The sequence below is a fragment of the Streptococcus parasanguinis genome, from assembly GCF_901875555.1.
Taxonomy (GTDB): Bacteria; Bacillota; Bacilli; order Lactobacillales; family Streptococcaceae; genus Streptococcus; species Streptococcus parasanguinis_H.
This window is the reverse complement of the sequence record NZ_CABFMD010000036.1, coordinates 21,528-36,218: the sequence shown is the minus strand read 5'-3', so window position 1 is coordinate 36,218 and position 14,691 is coordinate 21,528. Positions and strand designations below refer to the sequence as shown.

Annotated in this window: 10 protein-coding genes; 4 read left to right on the top strand and 6 right to left on the bottom strand. The window is 40.3% G+C overall.

The window, feature by feature from the left end; genetic code table 11:
- Nucleotides 1-26: 26 nt before the first annotated feature.
- The gene (gene argR / locus JX304_RS09770) at nucleotides 27-467 is read right to left on the bottom strand and encodes an arginine repressor (protein WP_205012397.1); all 441 of its coding nucleotides are present in this window, start codon (nucleotides 465-467) and stop codon (nucleotides 27-29) included.
- A 104-nt stretch (nucleotides 468-571) separates the two neighbouring features.
- On the opposite strand from argR, the gene argS reads away from it, so the two are divergent.
- A complete protein-coding gene (gene argS, locus JX304_RS09765; RefSeq protein ID WP_205012396.1) occupies nucleotides 572-2,260 on the top strand; it encodes an arginine--tRNA ligase in 1,689 nt (562 codons plus the stop codon).
- 150 nt (nucleotides 2,261-2,410) lie between these two features.
- A complete protein-coding gene (locus JX304_RS09760) occupies nucleotides 2,411-2,656 on the top strand; it encodes a MarR family transcriptional regulator (protein ID WP_205012395.1) in 246 nt (81 codons plus the stop codon).
- A 300-nt stretch (nucleotides 2,657-2,956) separates the two neighbouring features.
- Here the strand turns inward: JX304_RS09760 and nrdI are convergent, their stop codons facing one another.
- From nrdI to malQ, 5 genes are all read right to left on the bottom strand, one after another.
- Entirely contained in the window at nucleotides 2,957-3,412 is a 456-nt protein-coding gene (gene nrdI, locus JX304_RS09755) for a class Ib ribonucleoside-diphosphate reductase assembly flavoprotein NrdI (protein WP_045760033.1), read from the bottom strand.
- A gap of 61 nt (nucleotides 3,413-3,473) precedes the next feature.
- The gene (locus tag JX304_RS09750; protein WP_205012394.1) at nucleotides 3,474-3,989 is read right to left on the bottom strand and encodes an ABC transporter permease; all 516 of its coding nucleotides are present in this window, start codon (nucleotides 3,987-3,989) and stop codon (nucleotides 3,474-3,476) included.
- 428 nt (nucleotides 3,990-4,417) lie between these two features.
- Complete coding sequence (locus JX304_RS09740; RefSeq protein WP_205012393.1) at nucleotides 4,418-7,207, bottom strand: GbpC/Spa domain-containing protein; 2,790 nt, start codon at nucleotides 7,205-7,207, stop codon at nucleotides 4,418-4,420.
- A 489-nt stretch (nucleotides 7,208-7,696) separates the two neighbouring features.
- Nucleotides 7,697-9,955, bottom strand: a complete 2,259-nt coding sequence (gene glgP / locus JX304_RS09735; RefSeq protein ID WP_205012392.1) for a glycogen/starch/alpha-glucan family phosphorylase — start codon at nucleotides 9,953-9,955, stop codon at nucleotides 7,697-7,699.
- 76 nt (nucleotides 9,956-10,031) lie between these two features.
- Complete coding sequence (malQ, locus tag JX304_RS09730; RefSeq protein ID WP_205012391.1) at nucleotides 10,032-11,561, bottom strand: 4-alpha-glucanotransferase; 1,530 nt, start codon at nucleotides 11,559-11,561, stop codon at nucleotides 10,032-10,034.
- Between the two features lie 449 nt (nucleotides 11,562-12,010).
- Between malQ and JX304_RS09725 the strand changes: the two genes are divergently transcribed.
- Nucleotides 12,011-13,267, top strand: coding sequence for an extracellular solute-binding protein (locus JX304_RS09725; protein WP_205012390.1), 1,257 nt, complete (start codon nucleotides 12,011-12,013; stop codon nucleotides 13,265-13,267).
- A 127-nt stretch (nucleotides 13,268-13,394) separates the two neighbouring features.
- Entirely contained in the window at nucleotides 13,395-14,690 is a 1,296-nt protein-coding gene (locus JX304_RS09720) for a sugar ABC transporter permease (RefSeq protein ID WP_205012389.1), read from the top strand.
- The last annotated feature ends 1 nt before the right edge of the window (nucleotide 14,691 follow it).

Sequence of the window (14,691 nt, the reverse complement as noted above, 5' to 3'; positions counted from 1 at the left end):
TTCTCTTTCTCTCCAACGGGGCTTGACTACTGCATCATCCCTAAAATTTCATTTTGAATTTCAATAGCTGCTTCTTGGTCTCGACAGACAATCAAGAGGGTATTGGCCCCTGCTACTGTTCCCAAAATACGCTCATCTGACATTTCATCTACACCATTGGCCAAGAGAGCTGCTTCTCCTAGCTCTGTCCGCAAAACTAAGGTGAATTCTGCTCGCGATACAGACTTAGCATGGTTGGACAACATAATATAAATCTCTGCCACCTCAGGCTCATTGGGCAAGATATAATACAACTGGTCTTTTCGTTTCACCTTGACTAGACCAAGATCGCGCAAATCTCTTGACAGAGTTGTTTGCGTTACAGCAATTCCTTTTGCTTCTAATCGATCCTGAATCTCTTTTTGAGTCGACAATTTTTCATTTCGAATCATTTGTTGAATCAAAAGGTGACGTTCTGTCTTTTTCATTGGACCTCCACTTTTGAATAAATATACTTTAAATTATACCAAAAAAATTGAAAATTCGCTCAAAATTGTGTTAAAATAATAGTTAAAAGGACTAAGGAGCTAATATGAACAATAAAGAACTCATTGCTAGTGAATTGGCCAAAGTGATTGACTCTCTTGACCAAGATGCTATTTTAAACTTGCTTGAACAACCAAAATCATCTGATCTTGGTGACATTGCTTTTCCAGCCTTCTCACTTGCAAAAGTGGAACGCAAGGCTCCTCAAGCAATCGCTGCAGATATTGCTGAAAAGATCGACCAAAGCGCCTTCGAAAAAGTCGTTGCAACTGGACCCTACGTGAACTTCTTCTTAGACAAATCGAAGATATCTGATCAGGTAATCAAATCCGTCATTACAGCCGGTGCAGACTACGGCCAACAAGACGAAGGACATGGTCAAAACATTACCATCGACCTTTCAAGCCCAAACATTGCAAAACCATTCTCAGTTGGTCACTTGCGCTCAACCGTTATCGGGGATGCTCTTTCAAACATCTTCCGCAAAATGGGCTACAACACGATTAAAATCAACCACTTGGGCGACTGGGGTAAACAGTTTGGTCTCTTGATGGTAGCCTACAAAAAATGGGGTAGCAAGGAAGCTGTCGAAGCCAACCCAATCGATGAATTGCTAAAACTTTACGTTCGTATCAACGCTGAAATCGAAAACGATCCTGAGCTTGATGAAGAAGGACGTAAATGGTTCAAAAAATTGGAAGATGGGGATCCAGAAGCAACAGAATTGTGGCAATGGTTCCGTGACGAAAGCTTGGTAGAATTCAACCGTATCTACAAACTCCTCGGTGTTGAATTTGATAGCTTAAACGGGGAAGCTTTCTACAACGACAAGATGGATGAAGGGGTTCAAATCCTTGAAGACAAAGGCTTGTTGAAAGAATCTAAAGGGGCTAGTATTGTTGAGCTTGATGATGTGAACCTTCCACCAGCTATGATCAAAAAATCAGATGGTGCCACTCTTTATATCACTCGTGATATCGCAACAGCTATGTACCGTGCACGTACCTACAACTTTGTCAAGAACATCTACGCCGTTGGGCAAGAACAGTCTAACCACTTCCGTCAGTTGAAAGCTGTATTGAAGAAAATGGGATTTGACTGGAGCGACGATATGGTTCACGTTGACTTTGGTTTGGTGACAAAGAACCGCCAAAAACTGTCTACTCGTAAAGGAAATATCATCCTGCTTGAACCAACACTTCAAGAAGCCATCTCTCGTGCCAAAGCGCAAATCGAAGAAAAAAATCCTGAACTTGAAAACAAGGAAGAAGTGGCACATGCAGTCGGTGTTGGTGCGGTTAAATTCTACGACTTGAAGACCGACCGCCGCAATGGGTATGACTTTGACCTCGAAGCCATGGTATCCTTCGAAGGAGAAACTGGTCCTTACGTTCAATACGCTTATGCTCGTATCCAATCGATCCTTCGTAAAGCCAACTTCACACCATCTGCAGATGCAACATACAACTTGAGCGATCCTGAAAGCTGGGAAATCATCAAGCTTCTCCAAGACTTCTCTCGTGTTGTCAAACGTGCCGCTGAAAACTATGACCCATCCTTGATCGCAAAATATGCCATCAACTTGGCTCAAGCCTTCAACAAGTACTATGCTCACACTCGTATCTTGGATGAAAGCCCTGAACGCGAAAGCCGCCTTGCTCTTAGCTACTCAACAGCAGTTGTTTTGAAAGAAGCGCTTCGTTTACTTGGTGTTGAGGCACCTGAGAAAATGTAATTTCTTGTCTAATGATTGATAAATAGAACATCTCTTATGGGAGTGAGAGGAGAAACTAAATGCACTTCAATTTAGTTCTTTCTCACTCCCTTTCTCATGCCCAATGCTCATTCTCTACATTTTCAGATCCTTTATATACAGGAGAAATCTATGAATCAAACCGTTTACCTCTTAATCCTCATCAGTTTAGTGATCCTCTTTTTATTTAACAAGTACGAAAGAGAAAAACTACAACGGCTCTTACAAGAGCAACTCTTGAAAGATCAAGCTTTTAAAGATAGCATCAAGGAAAAAATCCAAGAGACCGACAATACCAACGATGTCATCCATGCCATCAACAAGGACTATCGATTAGGTCTTTTACTTGCCAAAGAAATTATAGAGAAATTAAAATAAACCGTAAAAAAGAGAGTGGGACAGAAATCGGTCATTCGTCAGAATTCGATTTCGTCGTCCCACCTCCGCACAGCTTCAACAGTCTGGGAGACTGTTGAAGGTTGCAGATAAAGGAAACATAGTTTCCGTCAACATAGGGCATCTTTGAAGCTTAAAAAGCGAACAAAGACTTAGGATACTTGCTTCGCAAGTTCTATCCGCCACCTCAAAGCAGTGCTTTGAGCACTCAACCACTGCGTCTTGCTCGAAAAACCAAAGAAAATTGAGAGGCTAGGACTTTTGTCCCAGCCTCTCTTTATTTTAAAGATGGTACAAATCTTCTACAATGGCCGCTACTTTTTTAATATCTCCCAACATCCCCCGCATTTCAAAATCGGCTAACATAGGGAAACCAAAGCGTTGGCTGTATTGCTTAGCGGTTAAACAATATTGATTGTTAAAATTCCGATTGCCTGATCCAACTACTCCTAAGCACTTGCTGGCATTGTCTCCATAAGCAATAAAATCTGCGACATCTGTCGTCAAAATTTCCACATCACCATTGTCGACACCATTTCCACCCTCTAAATAGGTTGGCAAAAAAGTGATAAAAGGATTGGTCATTTCAAAGAAGGGCTGACCCTCTTTGACCAGGTCTTTCACATGAACTTTCTCGATTTCTAGTCCGGGATGGGCTTCCAGCAAATAGTCACTTAAACGGCGGACAAAACTCTCTGTATTCCCACTCAGACTAATATAAACAAAGGATACTTTCATCTTTTTTCTCCAATCAAGAAGCTCTCTTATCCTCTAAGAGAGCTCCATTCAAACTTATCTATTATGCCCTAGCTTGAGCTTTTTTCAGACGCCAGGTTTTATATAAAATAATCCCAAAAAAGAGAAGGTTCAAAGCGGTCAAGAGTAACAAAGCAAGGAATGAAGATGCTAGATAGCGTTGACGAAGTGCTGAATTTGAAAAATTAGCTAATAGCGGACGCCCTGCAAAATAATTATAGCAAGAGAATACTTGGTTTAGCAAAATCTGCCCCAAATAAGTATAATGGGCTGTTAATAGGTCCTGCTTCATAAAGAGGAAATAGAAAGTTGCTAGCAAAGCAATAATAATTAGGGAAACAAACAAAAAGACAAATGGAGACTGATTGGCTTGTGATGATTTTTCATAATAAACCAAGTAATCAGCCTTGTCTTGAGCCGTTGTTAAACCAAGTTGTTTTGCAAAATCCTCTGTCAATTCAAAACTTTTTGAAGCTCCAAAGGTAGAAACAGCCGATGTTAGGGTTCCAACTGTTGAGAAAAATAATAGGAAATACAGATAGATGGGTTTCTTTTTCATACAAACTCCTTTTCGTTTCTTACACACTATTATATCGCGATACAGATAGAAAGGCAAGCGCCTCAAAATTGTGGAAACACTTGCCTGATCACTGATATGTTCAAATGAAATTCATTTGGAAAAATAATGTGTGCAAAAGATGAAAAAGACATCGCAACTGTATAATTGGAATGATTAGAGATATAACGGAGTCCTATAAACTTTCATTCGAACACCACCAGTATATCTCATTTCCCTTTTCTTGTGTCAAACTTTTCTATTCTGCTTTATTTCGACACGATTTGGTCTGTAAAAGCCATTTCCGTTCCTTATTCAAGAACTATTCTGTCCTTTTTCACAACTATTTGGTCATCACTCCCATCAAAAAAGCCAAAAGGATTTGCCTTCTGACTTTCTTGATTTAGATGAATAAACGAAAGAAATAAGAATTAATCTTCTTTTTTCTTGCGAGCAAGACCCAATCCAAACAATCCAGCCATCGCACCTGCAAGAACAGCTACAGTTGAGCTTTCTGTACCTGTATTTGGAAGCGCAGGTGTTTGTGGTTGCGCAGGTTGTACAGGTTGTTCCGGAACTTCAGGAGTTGGTTCGGCAGGAACCTCTGGAGTTGGTGGAACAATTGGTGTTGGTGGGTTATATGTAGTTGGTGGAGTTGGAGGAACTGGGGTTGGTGGGGTTGGAATATCTGCTTCCGTTACCACTTTATTCTTATGCCATTTCACTTCAGCTTCCGGTTGCACCGGATTCATATTTGGAACGACTTCAGGAGTCGGTGGGGTTGGCTCTGTTGGTGGAGTTGGTGATTTAGGTTCCTCCACATCGACCGTAATCACAGTGTAGTTAGGTGCTGTTGGTGGAGTTGGTGATTTAGGTTCTTCTTGTTTCGTTGGCTCAGCTGGAAGGTTTTCAACGGTAATCGTTGGTGGAGTTGGTGATTTAGGTTCTTTTGGTTTTGCCGGTTCTTTTGGTTCTTTACCTGGATTTTTAGGCAAACCTACATTTGAGTTAATTGCAAACCAGTATACCGTTGGTTGACCAGCTGCATTGGCTCCATTTGCCGTAAATACTAGGTGACCATCAGACATCCTTAAGCCTGCTCCTCCATAGTAAAGATATGGAGACGTCGGATCATCCCATCCACGAAGAGTTGGTGACGATTCCCCATTAAAGATAGAGCCATGTTCAATATATTGGTTATCTTTAAGTGATGTGACTTCCTTTGTAGTAGCATCATAGGAAACACTTGAGTTCGGAATAGCAATGTATTTATTGTTGCCAATATTCACAGACTCTTGGTGTTTAACGACTTCAAATTTCTTCTTAGGTGTGAAGAGAATCTGTCCTGAACTTGGATCAATCGTGTAAGAACCGATCACATCATCTTTTTCTTTATATACATATTCATCCGTACCGATAGAATGACCATTCCCCGAACCTGAAGCATTAACAGATATTCCATCAATTACCGTTTCTTCACTAACTGCAAATTCACTGCCATTCCATGTTGCTTTTTGAGCCACAATCTTGATCGGATTTTCAGCAGAGATAGTTACTTTCGCAAATCCAAAGTCAGGGCTTCCTGTTTTAACAACAACTGCATTGTTTTCAATGCTCATTGATGAACCATCTGCATACGGATTCCAAGTTCCACGAACGGTATTCCCATTTTTATCTTTGGCTTCGACTGTAAGCGGACGTGGTTTATCCTCACTATCGACATAAGAAGCTCCTGTCCAGTGGTTTAGAGAGTTCAAAGCCACAATAGCAGTGTGTTTAGTCAAATCAAATTGATTGCCATTTTCATCGTAAAATTCGATATCGACAGCAACTTTAACCGGTTTGGTTTGATCTGTTGAAGATCCTACCGTAAGGGTTTCGGTTGGGTCTGCACTGACTTTTGCAATTCCTTTTCCATCGTTTGATGGAAGGCTCAAGATCTCATAACGATAGATCACGCGCTTAATCGGATTCATGTATGTATTTTCACGCATGCTAGATTGATTCAAGTTGTCATAAGTCACATTAAACTTATCACCCTCTTTAATCTGAATATAACCCGTCTCATTATTAGCCCATGGACTGGTTGTTACAATATCTGCAGCTGTCAATTTATTTGAATCATACTGACCAACATTGCTTGTATTCAAACGAGCTTGAGCATCACGAGTGAGGTAAGTGCTGATGTCACCGATGGTATGAATGGCTCCACCTTCACGTTGGAAGGTCAAATCTTGAACAGTTTCTACGTCCTTCAATTCTTGAAAACCATTATCATTCATGTATTTATCATAGGCTTCCTTAGCATCTTTGTACTGTGCCAAAGCTGTTTGATATTCAGCTAGTTTGGTTTGATAGGTAGCAAAATCTTTACCATATTGCTCTAAGTCAACATTGTATTTTGCAAGCTCAACTTCATACTTAGCTTTAGCAGCATCTTCTTCTGCTTTCTTTGCTACCAATTGGTCATAAGCTTCTTTATCTTTATCGTATTGCGCTTTCTTAGTTTGGTATTCTTGTAAATCTTTATCGTATTGCGCTTTAGCTGTATTGTAAGCAGTCATCTCTGCATCATACTTGGCTTTGGCATCTGCATTTGCTTGATCGGCTGCTACTTTTTCTGCTACTTTGGCATCATAAGCTGCTTTTTCCTGATTGTATGCTGCTAAGGCCACTTCATAAGCTGCTTGTTGAGTATTGTAGTCTTCTACTTGTTTTTTGTAAGCCGCTTCTGCTTCTGCATTTCTCTTTTCAATCAATGTGATTTCTTGAGATTTTGCTTCATACTCAGCTTCTTCCTTTTTGTAGTTTTCAACTACAGTGTTAATTTCAGCTGTTTGAGCTTTATTATCTGCTTCTGCTGCAGCGATAGATGGTTGGACTTTTTCAGCTTCTTCTGTAACTGTCACACCTTCTGTAGCTGCATCAGCTTTTGCTTTTTCAAGTTCTGGCGCTTCTACATAAGTAGTCGTAACTGTTTTATTTCCTTCTGTAACAGTTGTAGATGTCAACTTAGAACTTGTTGCAATAGCTGCATCTCTTGTTGCTGTTCCTGTAGTGGTTGCTTCAGTCGTAGGCGCTGTTGCCTCATCCGCTTTCACTTCTGCTCCGTAGGTATTAGCAGTAGCAAATCCAGCGATGGCCAATGACACAACACCGACTGATAACTTCCGAATTGAAAATTTTTCTTGCTTCGAAACATGTTCACGATAGCTTTTCATTTTCAAAACTCTCCTTTTTTGTTTTAAAAAATCTCACTGTAGAGGCAAAAATTTGCTACTGCCAGTTAACACTATTGTATCATACTCAAACATTTTCAAATATTTGTCGATTTAATTTTTTATTTTACTTTAAATATATAACAACTTGAAACTCCAAACCTTCCAGATCTTCCCCATCTTTTAATTGAAAATATATGTAAAAATCTTTGAAAAAATCCTTAATTTTCAAGGATTTTCAAGCTACTTATATTTTTTATAAATTTCACCAGAAGGCTTTTTAAGGGGAAATATTTTTTTATACCAATAGATTAGATTTGAAGATTAAAACAAATAATTATGTAATATTTTCCCTTTAGGGGTTGCAAAAATTCAAAAAAACAATACTTTTTACAGAAGTACCCATTCCCTAAATTCTCTCCTTTTTCTGTTTCTAATAAGAAGAAATGAAAAAGACCAGGGTCCTAAGAACCTTGGTCTAACAACTAATGATTAGTTTAAGTGCCAGATATCTTCGTTGTACTGAGCGATCGTACGGTCAGATGAGAAGAATCCTGCTTTAGCAATGTTTACGATAACTTGATCCAACCATGCATCACGGTCTTCGTAATCAGCTAACATGCGTTCTTTGGTTACAATATAGTCTTCCAAATCAAGAAGAGTCATGAACCAGTCTTTGTTGATCAATTCATTGTGAAGTCGAGTCAAACGTTCTTCGTTCCCAACTGCAAGAGCGGCATCGCTGACGATGAAGTCTACCAATGGTTTGATGGCTTCACGTTCATAGAAGTCTGCTGATTTATATGCTGATTTGGCATATAGATCGATAACCGTTTCTGAATCTTCTCCGAAGATGTAGATATTGTCTTCACCAACCAACTCAGCGATTTCCACGTTAGCTCCATCCATGGTACCAAGTGTCAAGGCTCCGTTCAGCATGAATTTCATGTTACCAGTACCTGAAGCTTCCTTCGAAGCAAGTGAGATTTGCTCAGAAATATCGCTAGCTGGGATCAAGTAGCTTGCAGCAGTCACGTTGTAGTTTTCAACCATAACAACTTGCAAGTATGGAGCCACTTCTGGGTCATTTGCAATCACTTCTGACAAGCAAAGGATCAAGTGGATGATGTCTTGCGCAATGGTGTAGGCAGGGGCTGCTTTACCACCAAAGAGAACAGTGATTGGACGAGCAGGAATGTTCCCAGCTTTGATATCTAAGTATTTGTGGATCACATACAAAGCGTTCATTTGTTGACGTTTGTATTCGTGAAGACGTTTGATTTGGGTATCAAAGATAGAGTTAGGATTGATTTCCACACCTTGATGGTCTTTCAAGAAACGAGCCAATTTCCGTTTGTTGTGAGACTTGATGTTTTCCAATTTTGCTTTGACTGCATCTTTATCTTCATAAGAAAGAAGGTCTTCCAATTTAGATGCGTCATGGTGCCAATCACGTCCGAGGATATCATCCAAGTAATGTGACAAGGTTGGGTTAGCATGCATGAGCCAACGACGGAAGGTGATACCGTTTGTTTTGTTGTTGAATTTTTCAGGGTAAATATCATAGAAAGCTTTCAACTCAGAATTCTTCAAGATCTCAGTGTGAAGAGCAGCAACCCCATTTACGCTGTATCCATAATGGATATCCATGTGGGCCATATGTACGCGATCATTCTCATCAATGATTTGAACAGCTGGATCTTTGTATTCAGCACGAACACGGCGGTCCAATTCTTCAATGATTGGAACCAAGTGAGGAACCACTTCTTGCAAGAATTCAAGAGGCCATTTTTCAAGGGCTTCCGCAAGAATGGTGTGGTTGGTATAAGCTGTCATGCTACGAACGATAGAGACCGCTTCATCCATTCCAATACCACGTTCTGTTAATAGACGGATCAATTCAGGGATGACCATTGATGGGTGAGTATCATTGATTTGTACAACAGCATAGTCAGCAAGGTCATGCAAGTTGCTTCCTTTTTCGATGGCTTCGTCGATGATCAATTGAGCACCATTTGATACCATGAAGTATTGTTGGAAGATACGGAGCAATTCCCCTTGACGGTTACTATCATCTGGATACAAGAAGAGGGTCAAGTTGCGAGCGATATCTGTTTTGTCAAAGTTAATGCCATCTTCAATAATAGAAGAATCCACTGAATCCAAGTCAAACAAACGCAAGCGGTTCTTGGTATCAATCTTATAACCTGGAACATCGATATCGTAAAGAGTAGACGTCAATGTAAAGTGTGCAAATGGCACTTGGTAGCTACGGCTTGAACGAACGAGCCAGCTTTGATCAGTCAACCAAGCATTTGGAATGGTTTCTTGTTGGTTATTTTTTAGGACTTGTTGGAACAAACCGAAGTGGTAGTTCAATCCAACTCCATCCCCTGTCAAACCAAGACTTGAGATAGAGTCGATAAAGCAAGCTGCCAAACGTCCTAAACCACCATTACCAAGTGATGGTTCCAATTCCACTTCTTCGACTTGAATCAAGTCTTTACCAGCATCTGACAATTCTTTTTTAACATCGTCGTAAAGACCCAAGTTGATCAAGTTATTAGATAAGAGTTTACCGATCAAGAACTCAGCTGAGATGTAGTAAACTTTTTTCTTACCAGTATTTAATTTCTTTTGAGCGCTTGCTTGTTTCGTGTAATTTAGCAAGGCAATGTAGAGTTCTTCATTTGAACATTCAGCAATTGTTTTTTGATGATGATCAATCACATATTTTTGTAATGATTCCATGTTGAGAGTCTCCTTATATTTCAACAATTTTTTAATAGTGGAAAGATTGCTGGAAGTAGCAACTTTTCCAAAACGATTATTTTTCTGCTTTCTTAACTTCTTTTTTCAAATCCTTGTTTTCACGACGATAGATGGTTGTGAAATCAAGCAATTCTTGCTCGACAGCTGGAGTCAACTGATCCGCTGTCATCCGCCATGACCAGTTACCACCAAGAGTTGATGGGAAGTTCATCCGAGCAGAGCCATCTAACTCAAGCAAGTCTTGCATAGTAGCAATCGCCATGAAGCTGACGGAAGCAAAGACTGTGCGAAGCATAGCATGTGGTACAGATTCGTACTCTTTCCGGTTGGTATAACGAGCAAGGTACTCACGAGTTGGATCGTCGATTTCATTGCGGTACCATCCAAGAACTGTGTTGTTATCATGCGTTCCAGTGTACATCACAGAGTTGTTTGGTGCCAAGTGAGGGCTATCGATACTTTCATCGTCAGGATTGAAGGCAAATTGAAGAATCTTCATTCCTGGGAAGCCAGTACGTTCGCGAAGCTCAATGACTTCATCCGTCATAAAGCCAAGGTCCTCAGCGATGATGTTCAAATCACCGAGCTCTTCCTTCACGGCTGCAAAGAGTTTGTAGCCAGGACCTTTGACCCATTTACCAGGTGCTGCAGTTTCAGAACCAGCTGGGATTTCCCAGTATGATTCGAAACCACGGAAGTGGTCGATCCGAACGATGTCGTAGATCTTGAAGCTTTCACGCAAGCGTTCAATCCACCATTGGTAGCCATCTTTGTCCATGGCTTCCCAGTCGTAGATTGGGTTTCCCCAAAGTTGACCAGTTGCTGAGAACTCATCTGGCGGGCATCCTGCAATACAAGTTGCTTTCCCGTTTTCATCTGTTTTGAAGAGATGAGGATTAGCCCACATGTCGCTTGAATCTTCGGCTACATAGATTGGCATATCTCCCACAATTTCAATGTGGTGGTCGTTGGCATAAGCTTTCAATGTCAACCATTGTTGGAAGAAGAAGAATTGAGTCACACGGTGGTAAGTCAATTGATCCGCCAATTCTTCACGGTATTGAGCCAAAGCTTTTGGTTCACGTGCACGAATAGCTGCATCTGGCCATTCTGTCCATGCTTTCAAATCAAAGTGTTCTTTGATAGCCATGTATTCTGCAAATAGCTCCAACCAAGAAGTATTGGCTTCGCAAAAGGCTTGGAATTCTTTTTGATCTCCTGATTTCAAGAAGTTCGCAACAGCTTTTTCAAGTAGCGGACGACGTTGTTCGAAAACCTTTGCATAATCCACTTGAGTAGGATCTTGACCAAAGTCCACTCCTTTAAGGTCTGCTTCTGTCAACAAACCTTGCTCGATCAAAAGATCGAAATCAATAAAATGAGTGTTCCCAGCAAAAGCTGAGAAAGATTGGTATGGAGAATCTCCATAACTAGTTGTACCAAGCGGCAAGATTTGCCAGTAACGTTGCTTGGTCCGAACGAGGAAATCAACAAAATCATATGCTGATTGACCGAATGATCCGATCCCGTATTGTCCAGGAAGGGAAGAAATGTGCATCAAAACACCACTTTGACGTTTTTTCATGGGTTACCACCTCTTTTTATTTCTTTGAAGCCTGCGATTCGGTGCACGGTATGGGTATCGTTGCAGAGTCGTATCCAGCTCTCAAGCGGCTCTACTCTTTGTTAAAAATCGAACAGGCGCAACTCAGTTTACGCAATTTTTGCGAAAACGTTTGCGTACCATGTCATTATAAACTTTTTCCATATTTTCTGCAAGGGGTTTCTTAAAAACTTTTTAACTTTTTTTCAGAATATCCTCACCCTCTTAGTGTATTCTTTCCTTTAGCTAATGTCAACAAATTTAATGTACTTTATAGAAGAAAGTTCGGAATTAAAATATTTTTAAAAAAATTGTTTAAAACTACTTGCAAACGTTTTCTCCTTGTGATATACTTAATACGTTTTAGGAAAACGTTTGTCTAAAACGCTTTCTAATTATTATCTTTTTTTATTCTTTAGGAGGAATAAATCATGAAACGTACAATTTTACGTAGTGCTGCTGTACTTGGTACAGTTGGTTTTGCCGGCTTCTTACTTGCTGCTTGTAGCAAAAGCTCATCAGGTTCTTCTGAGGCAAGTAAAGAAATCAACGTCTATGTAGACAAAGGCTACAAATCTTATGTTGAAGAAGCTGCAAAAGCTTTTGAAAAAGAAAATGGCGTAAAAGTTAAAATCAAGACTGGTGATGCTCTTGGTGGATTGGATAACCTTTCTCTTGATAACCAATCTAAAAAAGCTCCAGACGTAATGATGGCTCCATACGACCGTGTAGGTGGTCTTGGTAACGATGGTCAATTGGCTGAAGTTACATTAAACAAAGATAGCCATACAGATAAAACAACTGAAGCTCTTGTAACAAACGGTGGTAAAGTTTACGGTGCACCTGCTGTCATCGAAACTTTGGTTCTCTACTATAACAAAGATCTTGTAAGCGAAGCTCCAAAAACATTTGGTGATCTTGAAAATCTTGCAAAAGATAGCAAGTACGACTTCGCTAGCGAACCTGGTAAAACAACTGGCTTCTTAGCTGACTGGACAAACTTCTACTACGCTTACGGTTTACTTTCAGGTAACGGCGGTTATGTGTTTGGTAAAGACGGTACAGATCCTAAAGATATTGGATTGAACAACCAAGGTTCTGTCGATGGTATCGAATATGCAAAAACTTGGTATGCTAAATGGCCAAAAGGTTTGCAAGATACAAAAGGTGCTGCTAACTTCATCCAAACACAATTCCAAGAAGGAAAAACAGCTGCTATCATCGATGGTCCTTGGAAAGCTGCTTCATTGAAAGAAGCTAAAGTAAACTACGGTGTCGCAACGATTCCAACTCTTCCAAACGGAAAACAATACTCTGCCTTTGGTGGTGGTAAAGCTTGGGTTATCCCTGCAGGTGCGAAAAACCTTGATGGCGCTCAAAAATTCATTGACTTCTTGACAAGTACTGACCAACAAAAAGCTTTGTTTGACAAGACAAATGAAGTTCCAGCCAACACAGAAGCTCGTAAATATGCTGTTGGTAAAAACGATGAATTGACAACTGCCGTTGTTGATCAGTTCAAGAACGCTCAACCAATGCCAAATATCTCTGAAATGAGTGCGGTTTGGGATCCAGCTGCTACCATGCTTTTCGACGCTGTAAGTGGTAAAAAATCAGCTAAGGCTGCTGCTGACGATGCAGTGAAATTGATTAAAGAAACCATCGAACAAAAATTCGGTAGCAAATAAGACAGTTTTTAGGTGTGAGTAAGAGGTTGGAGACAAGGTCCCAACCTCTTATGTTCAATTTTCAAGCACAACTTACTGTCTGACTTGTCTTCTTGCTCTCTAGCAAGGACATTATAAGGAGATTTGAATGACTACAGAACAAAACCCTAAAAAGGCTATGTGGCTCTCTTTGATCCCGGGTCTTGGGCAAATTTATAACAAACAAAAAACCAAAGGCTATATTTTTCTTGCCGTAACTGTTCTCTTTCTCGCCTATTTCCTAGGAATCGGAGCTGGTGAATTAGCGAAATTGGTTACACTTGGAACCGTCCGTGGACAAGATAATTCCCTCTTTATCTTGATTCGTGGGGCCTTCCACTTGATCATTACCCTTGTCTACTTCCTCTTTTATGCCTTAAATATTAAGGATGCAGGAACCGTTGCAAAGCGCATCAACAATGGCATTGCCGTTCCAAAAACTGGAAAAGAAATGGTTCAAGCCATCTATGAAAATGGCTTCCCATATTTATTGATCATTCCTTCATACATTGCTATGACATTTGCGATTATCTTCCCAGTTTTAGTAACTTTGATGATCGCTTTTACCAACTACGACTTCAAACATACCGCTCCAACAACCTTGCTTGATTGGATCGGGTTCCAAAACTTCACGAATATGTGGACCTTGAGTACGTTCCGCTCAGCTTTCACCTCTGTTCTTGGCTGGACCTTGATTTGGGCACTCGCAGCTTCTACTCTTCAAATCGTACTCGGTATCTTGACTGCTATTGTTGCAAACCAACCATTCGTAAAAGGAAAACGAATCTTTGGGGTTATCTTCTTGCTCCCATGGGCTGTTCCGGCCTTCATCACTATCCTAACTTTCTCAAATATGTTTAACGATAGTGTCGGTGCTATCAATGCACAAGTTATCCCATTGTTTGCGAAGATCTTCCCATTCTTAGATGGCGTTTTGATTCCTTGGAAAACAGATCCTACCTGGACAAAAATCGCTTTGATTATGATGCAAGGTTGGCTCGGCTTCCCTTACATCTACGTCTTGACTTTAGGGATTCTTCAATCGATTCCAAACGATCTTTACGAAGCTGCTTATATTGATGGTGCCAACGGTTGGCAAAAATTCCGCAACATCACTTTCCCAATGATTATGGCTGTTGCAGCTCCAACTTTGATCAGTCAGTACACCTTCAACTTTAATAACTTCTCCATCATTTACTTGTTTAACGATGGGGGACCTGGTTCTGTCGGAGGAAACGCCGGATCTACAGATATCTTGATCTCATGGATCTATAAGTTGACAACCAATACCTCTCCTCAATATTCAATGGCCGCAGCGGTAACCTTGATTATCTCTGTGATTGTGATCTCAATCTCTATGATTGCCTTCAAGAAACTACATGCATTTGATATGGAGGATGTATAAA

What these genes read in the sequence shown, in the direction of transcription:
- argR (WP_205012397.1), bottom strand. Translation starts at nt 467, where the DNA reads ATGAAAAAGACAGAACGTCACCTTTTGATTCAACAAATGATTCGAAAT.
- argS (WP_205012396.1), top strand. Translation starts at nt 572, where the DNA reads ATGAACAATAAAGAACTCATTGCTAGTGAATTGGCCAAAGTGATTGAC.
- JX304_RS09760 (WP_205012395.1), top strand. Translation starts at nt 2,411, where the DNA reads ATGAATCAAACCGTTTACCTCTTAATCCTCATCAGTTTAGTGATCCTC.
- nrdI (WP_045760033.1), bottom strand. Translation starts at nt 3,412, where the DNA reads ATGAAAGTATCCTTTGTTTATATTAGTCTGAGTGGGAATACAGAGAGT.
- JX304_RS09750 (WP_205012394.1), bottom strand. Translation starts at nt 3,989, where the DNA reads ATGAAAAAGAAACCCATCTATCTGTATTTCCTATTATTTTTCTCAACA.
- JX304_RS09740 (WP_205012393.1), bottom strand. Translation starts at nt 7,207, where the DNA reads ATGAAAAGCTATCGTGAACATGTTTCGAAGCAAGAAAAATTTTCAATT.
- glgP (WP_205012392.1), bottom strand. Translation starts at nt 9,955, where the DNA reads ATGGAATCATTACAAAAATATGTGATTGATCATCATCAAAAAACAATT.
- malQ (WP_205012391.1), bottom strand. Translation starts at nt 11,561, where the DNA reads ATGAAAAAACGTCAAAGTGGTGTTTTGATGCACATTTCTTCCCTTCCT.
- JX304_RS09725 (WP_205012390.1), top strand. Translation starts at nt 12,011, where the DNA reads ATGAAACGTACAATTTTACGTAGTGCTGCTGTACTTGGTACAGTTGGT.
- JX304_RS09720 (WP_205012389.1), top strand. Translation starts at nt 13,395, where the DNA reads ATGACTACAGAACAAAACCCTAAAAAGGCTATGTGGCTCTCTTTGATC.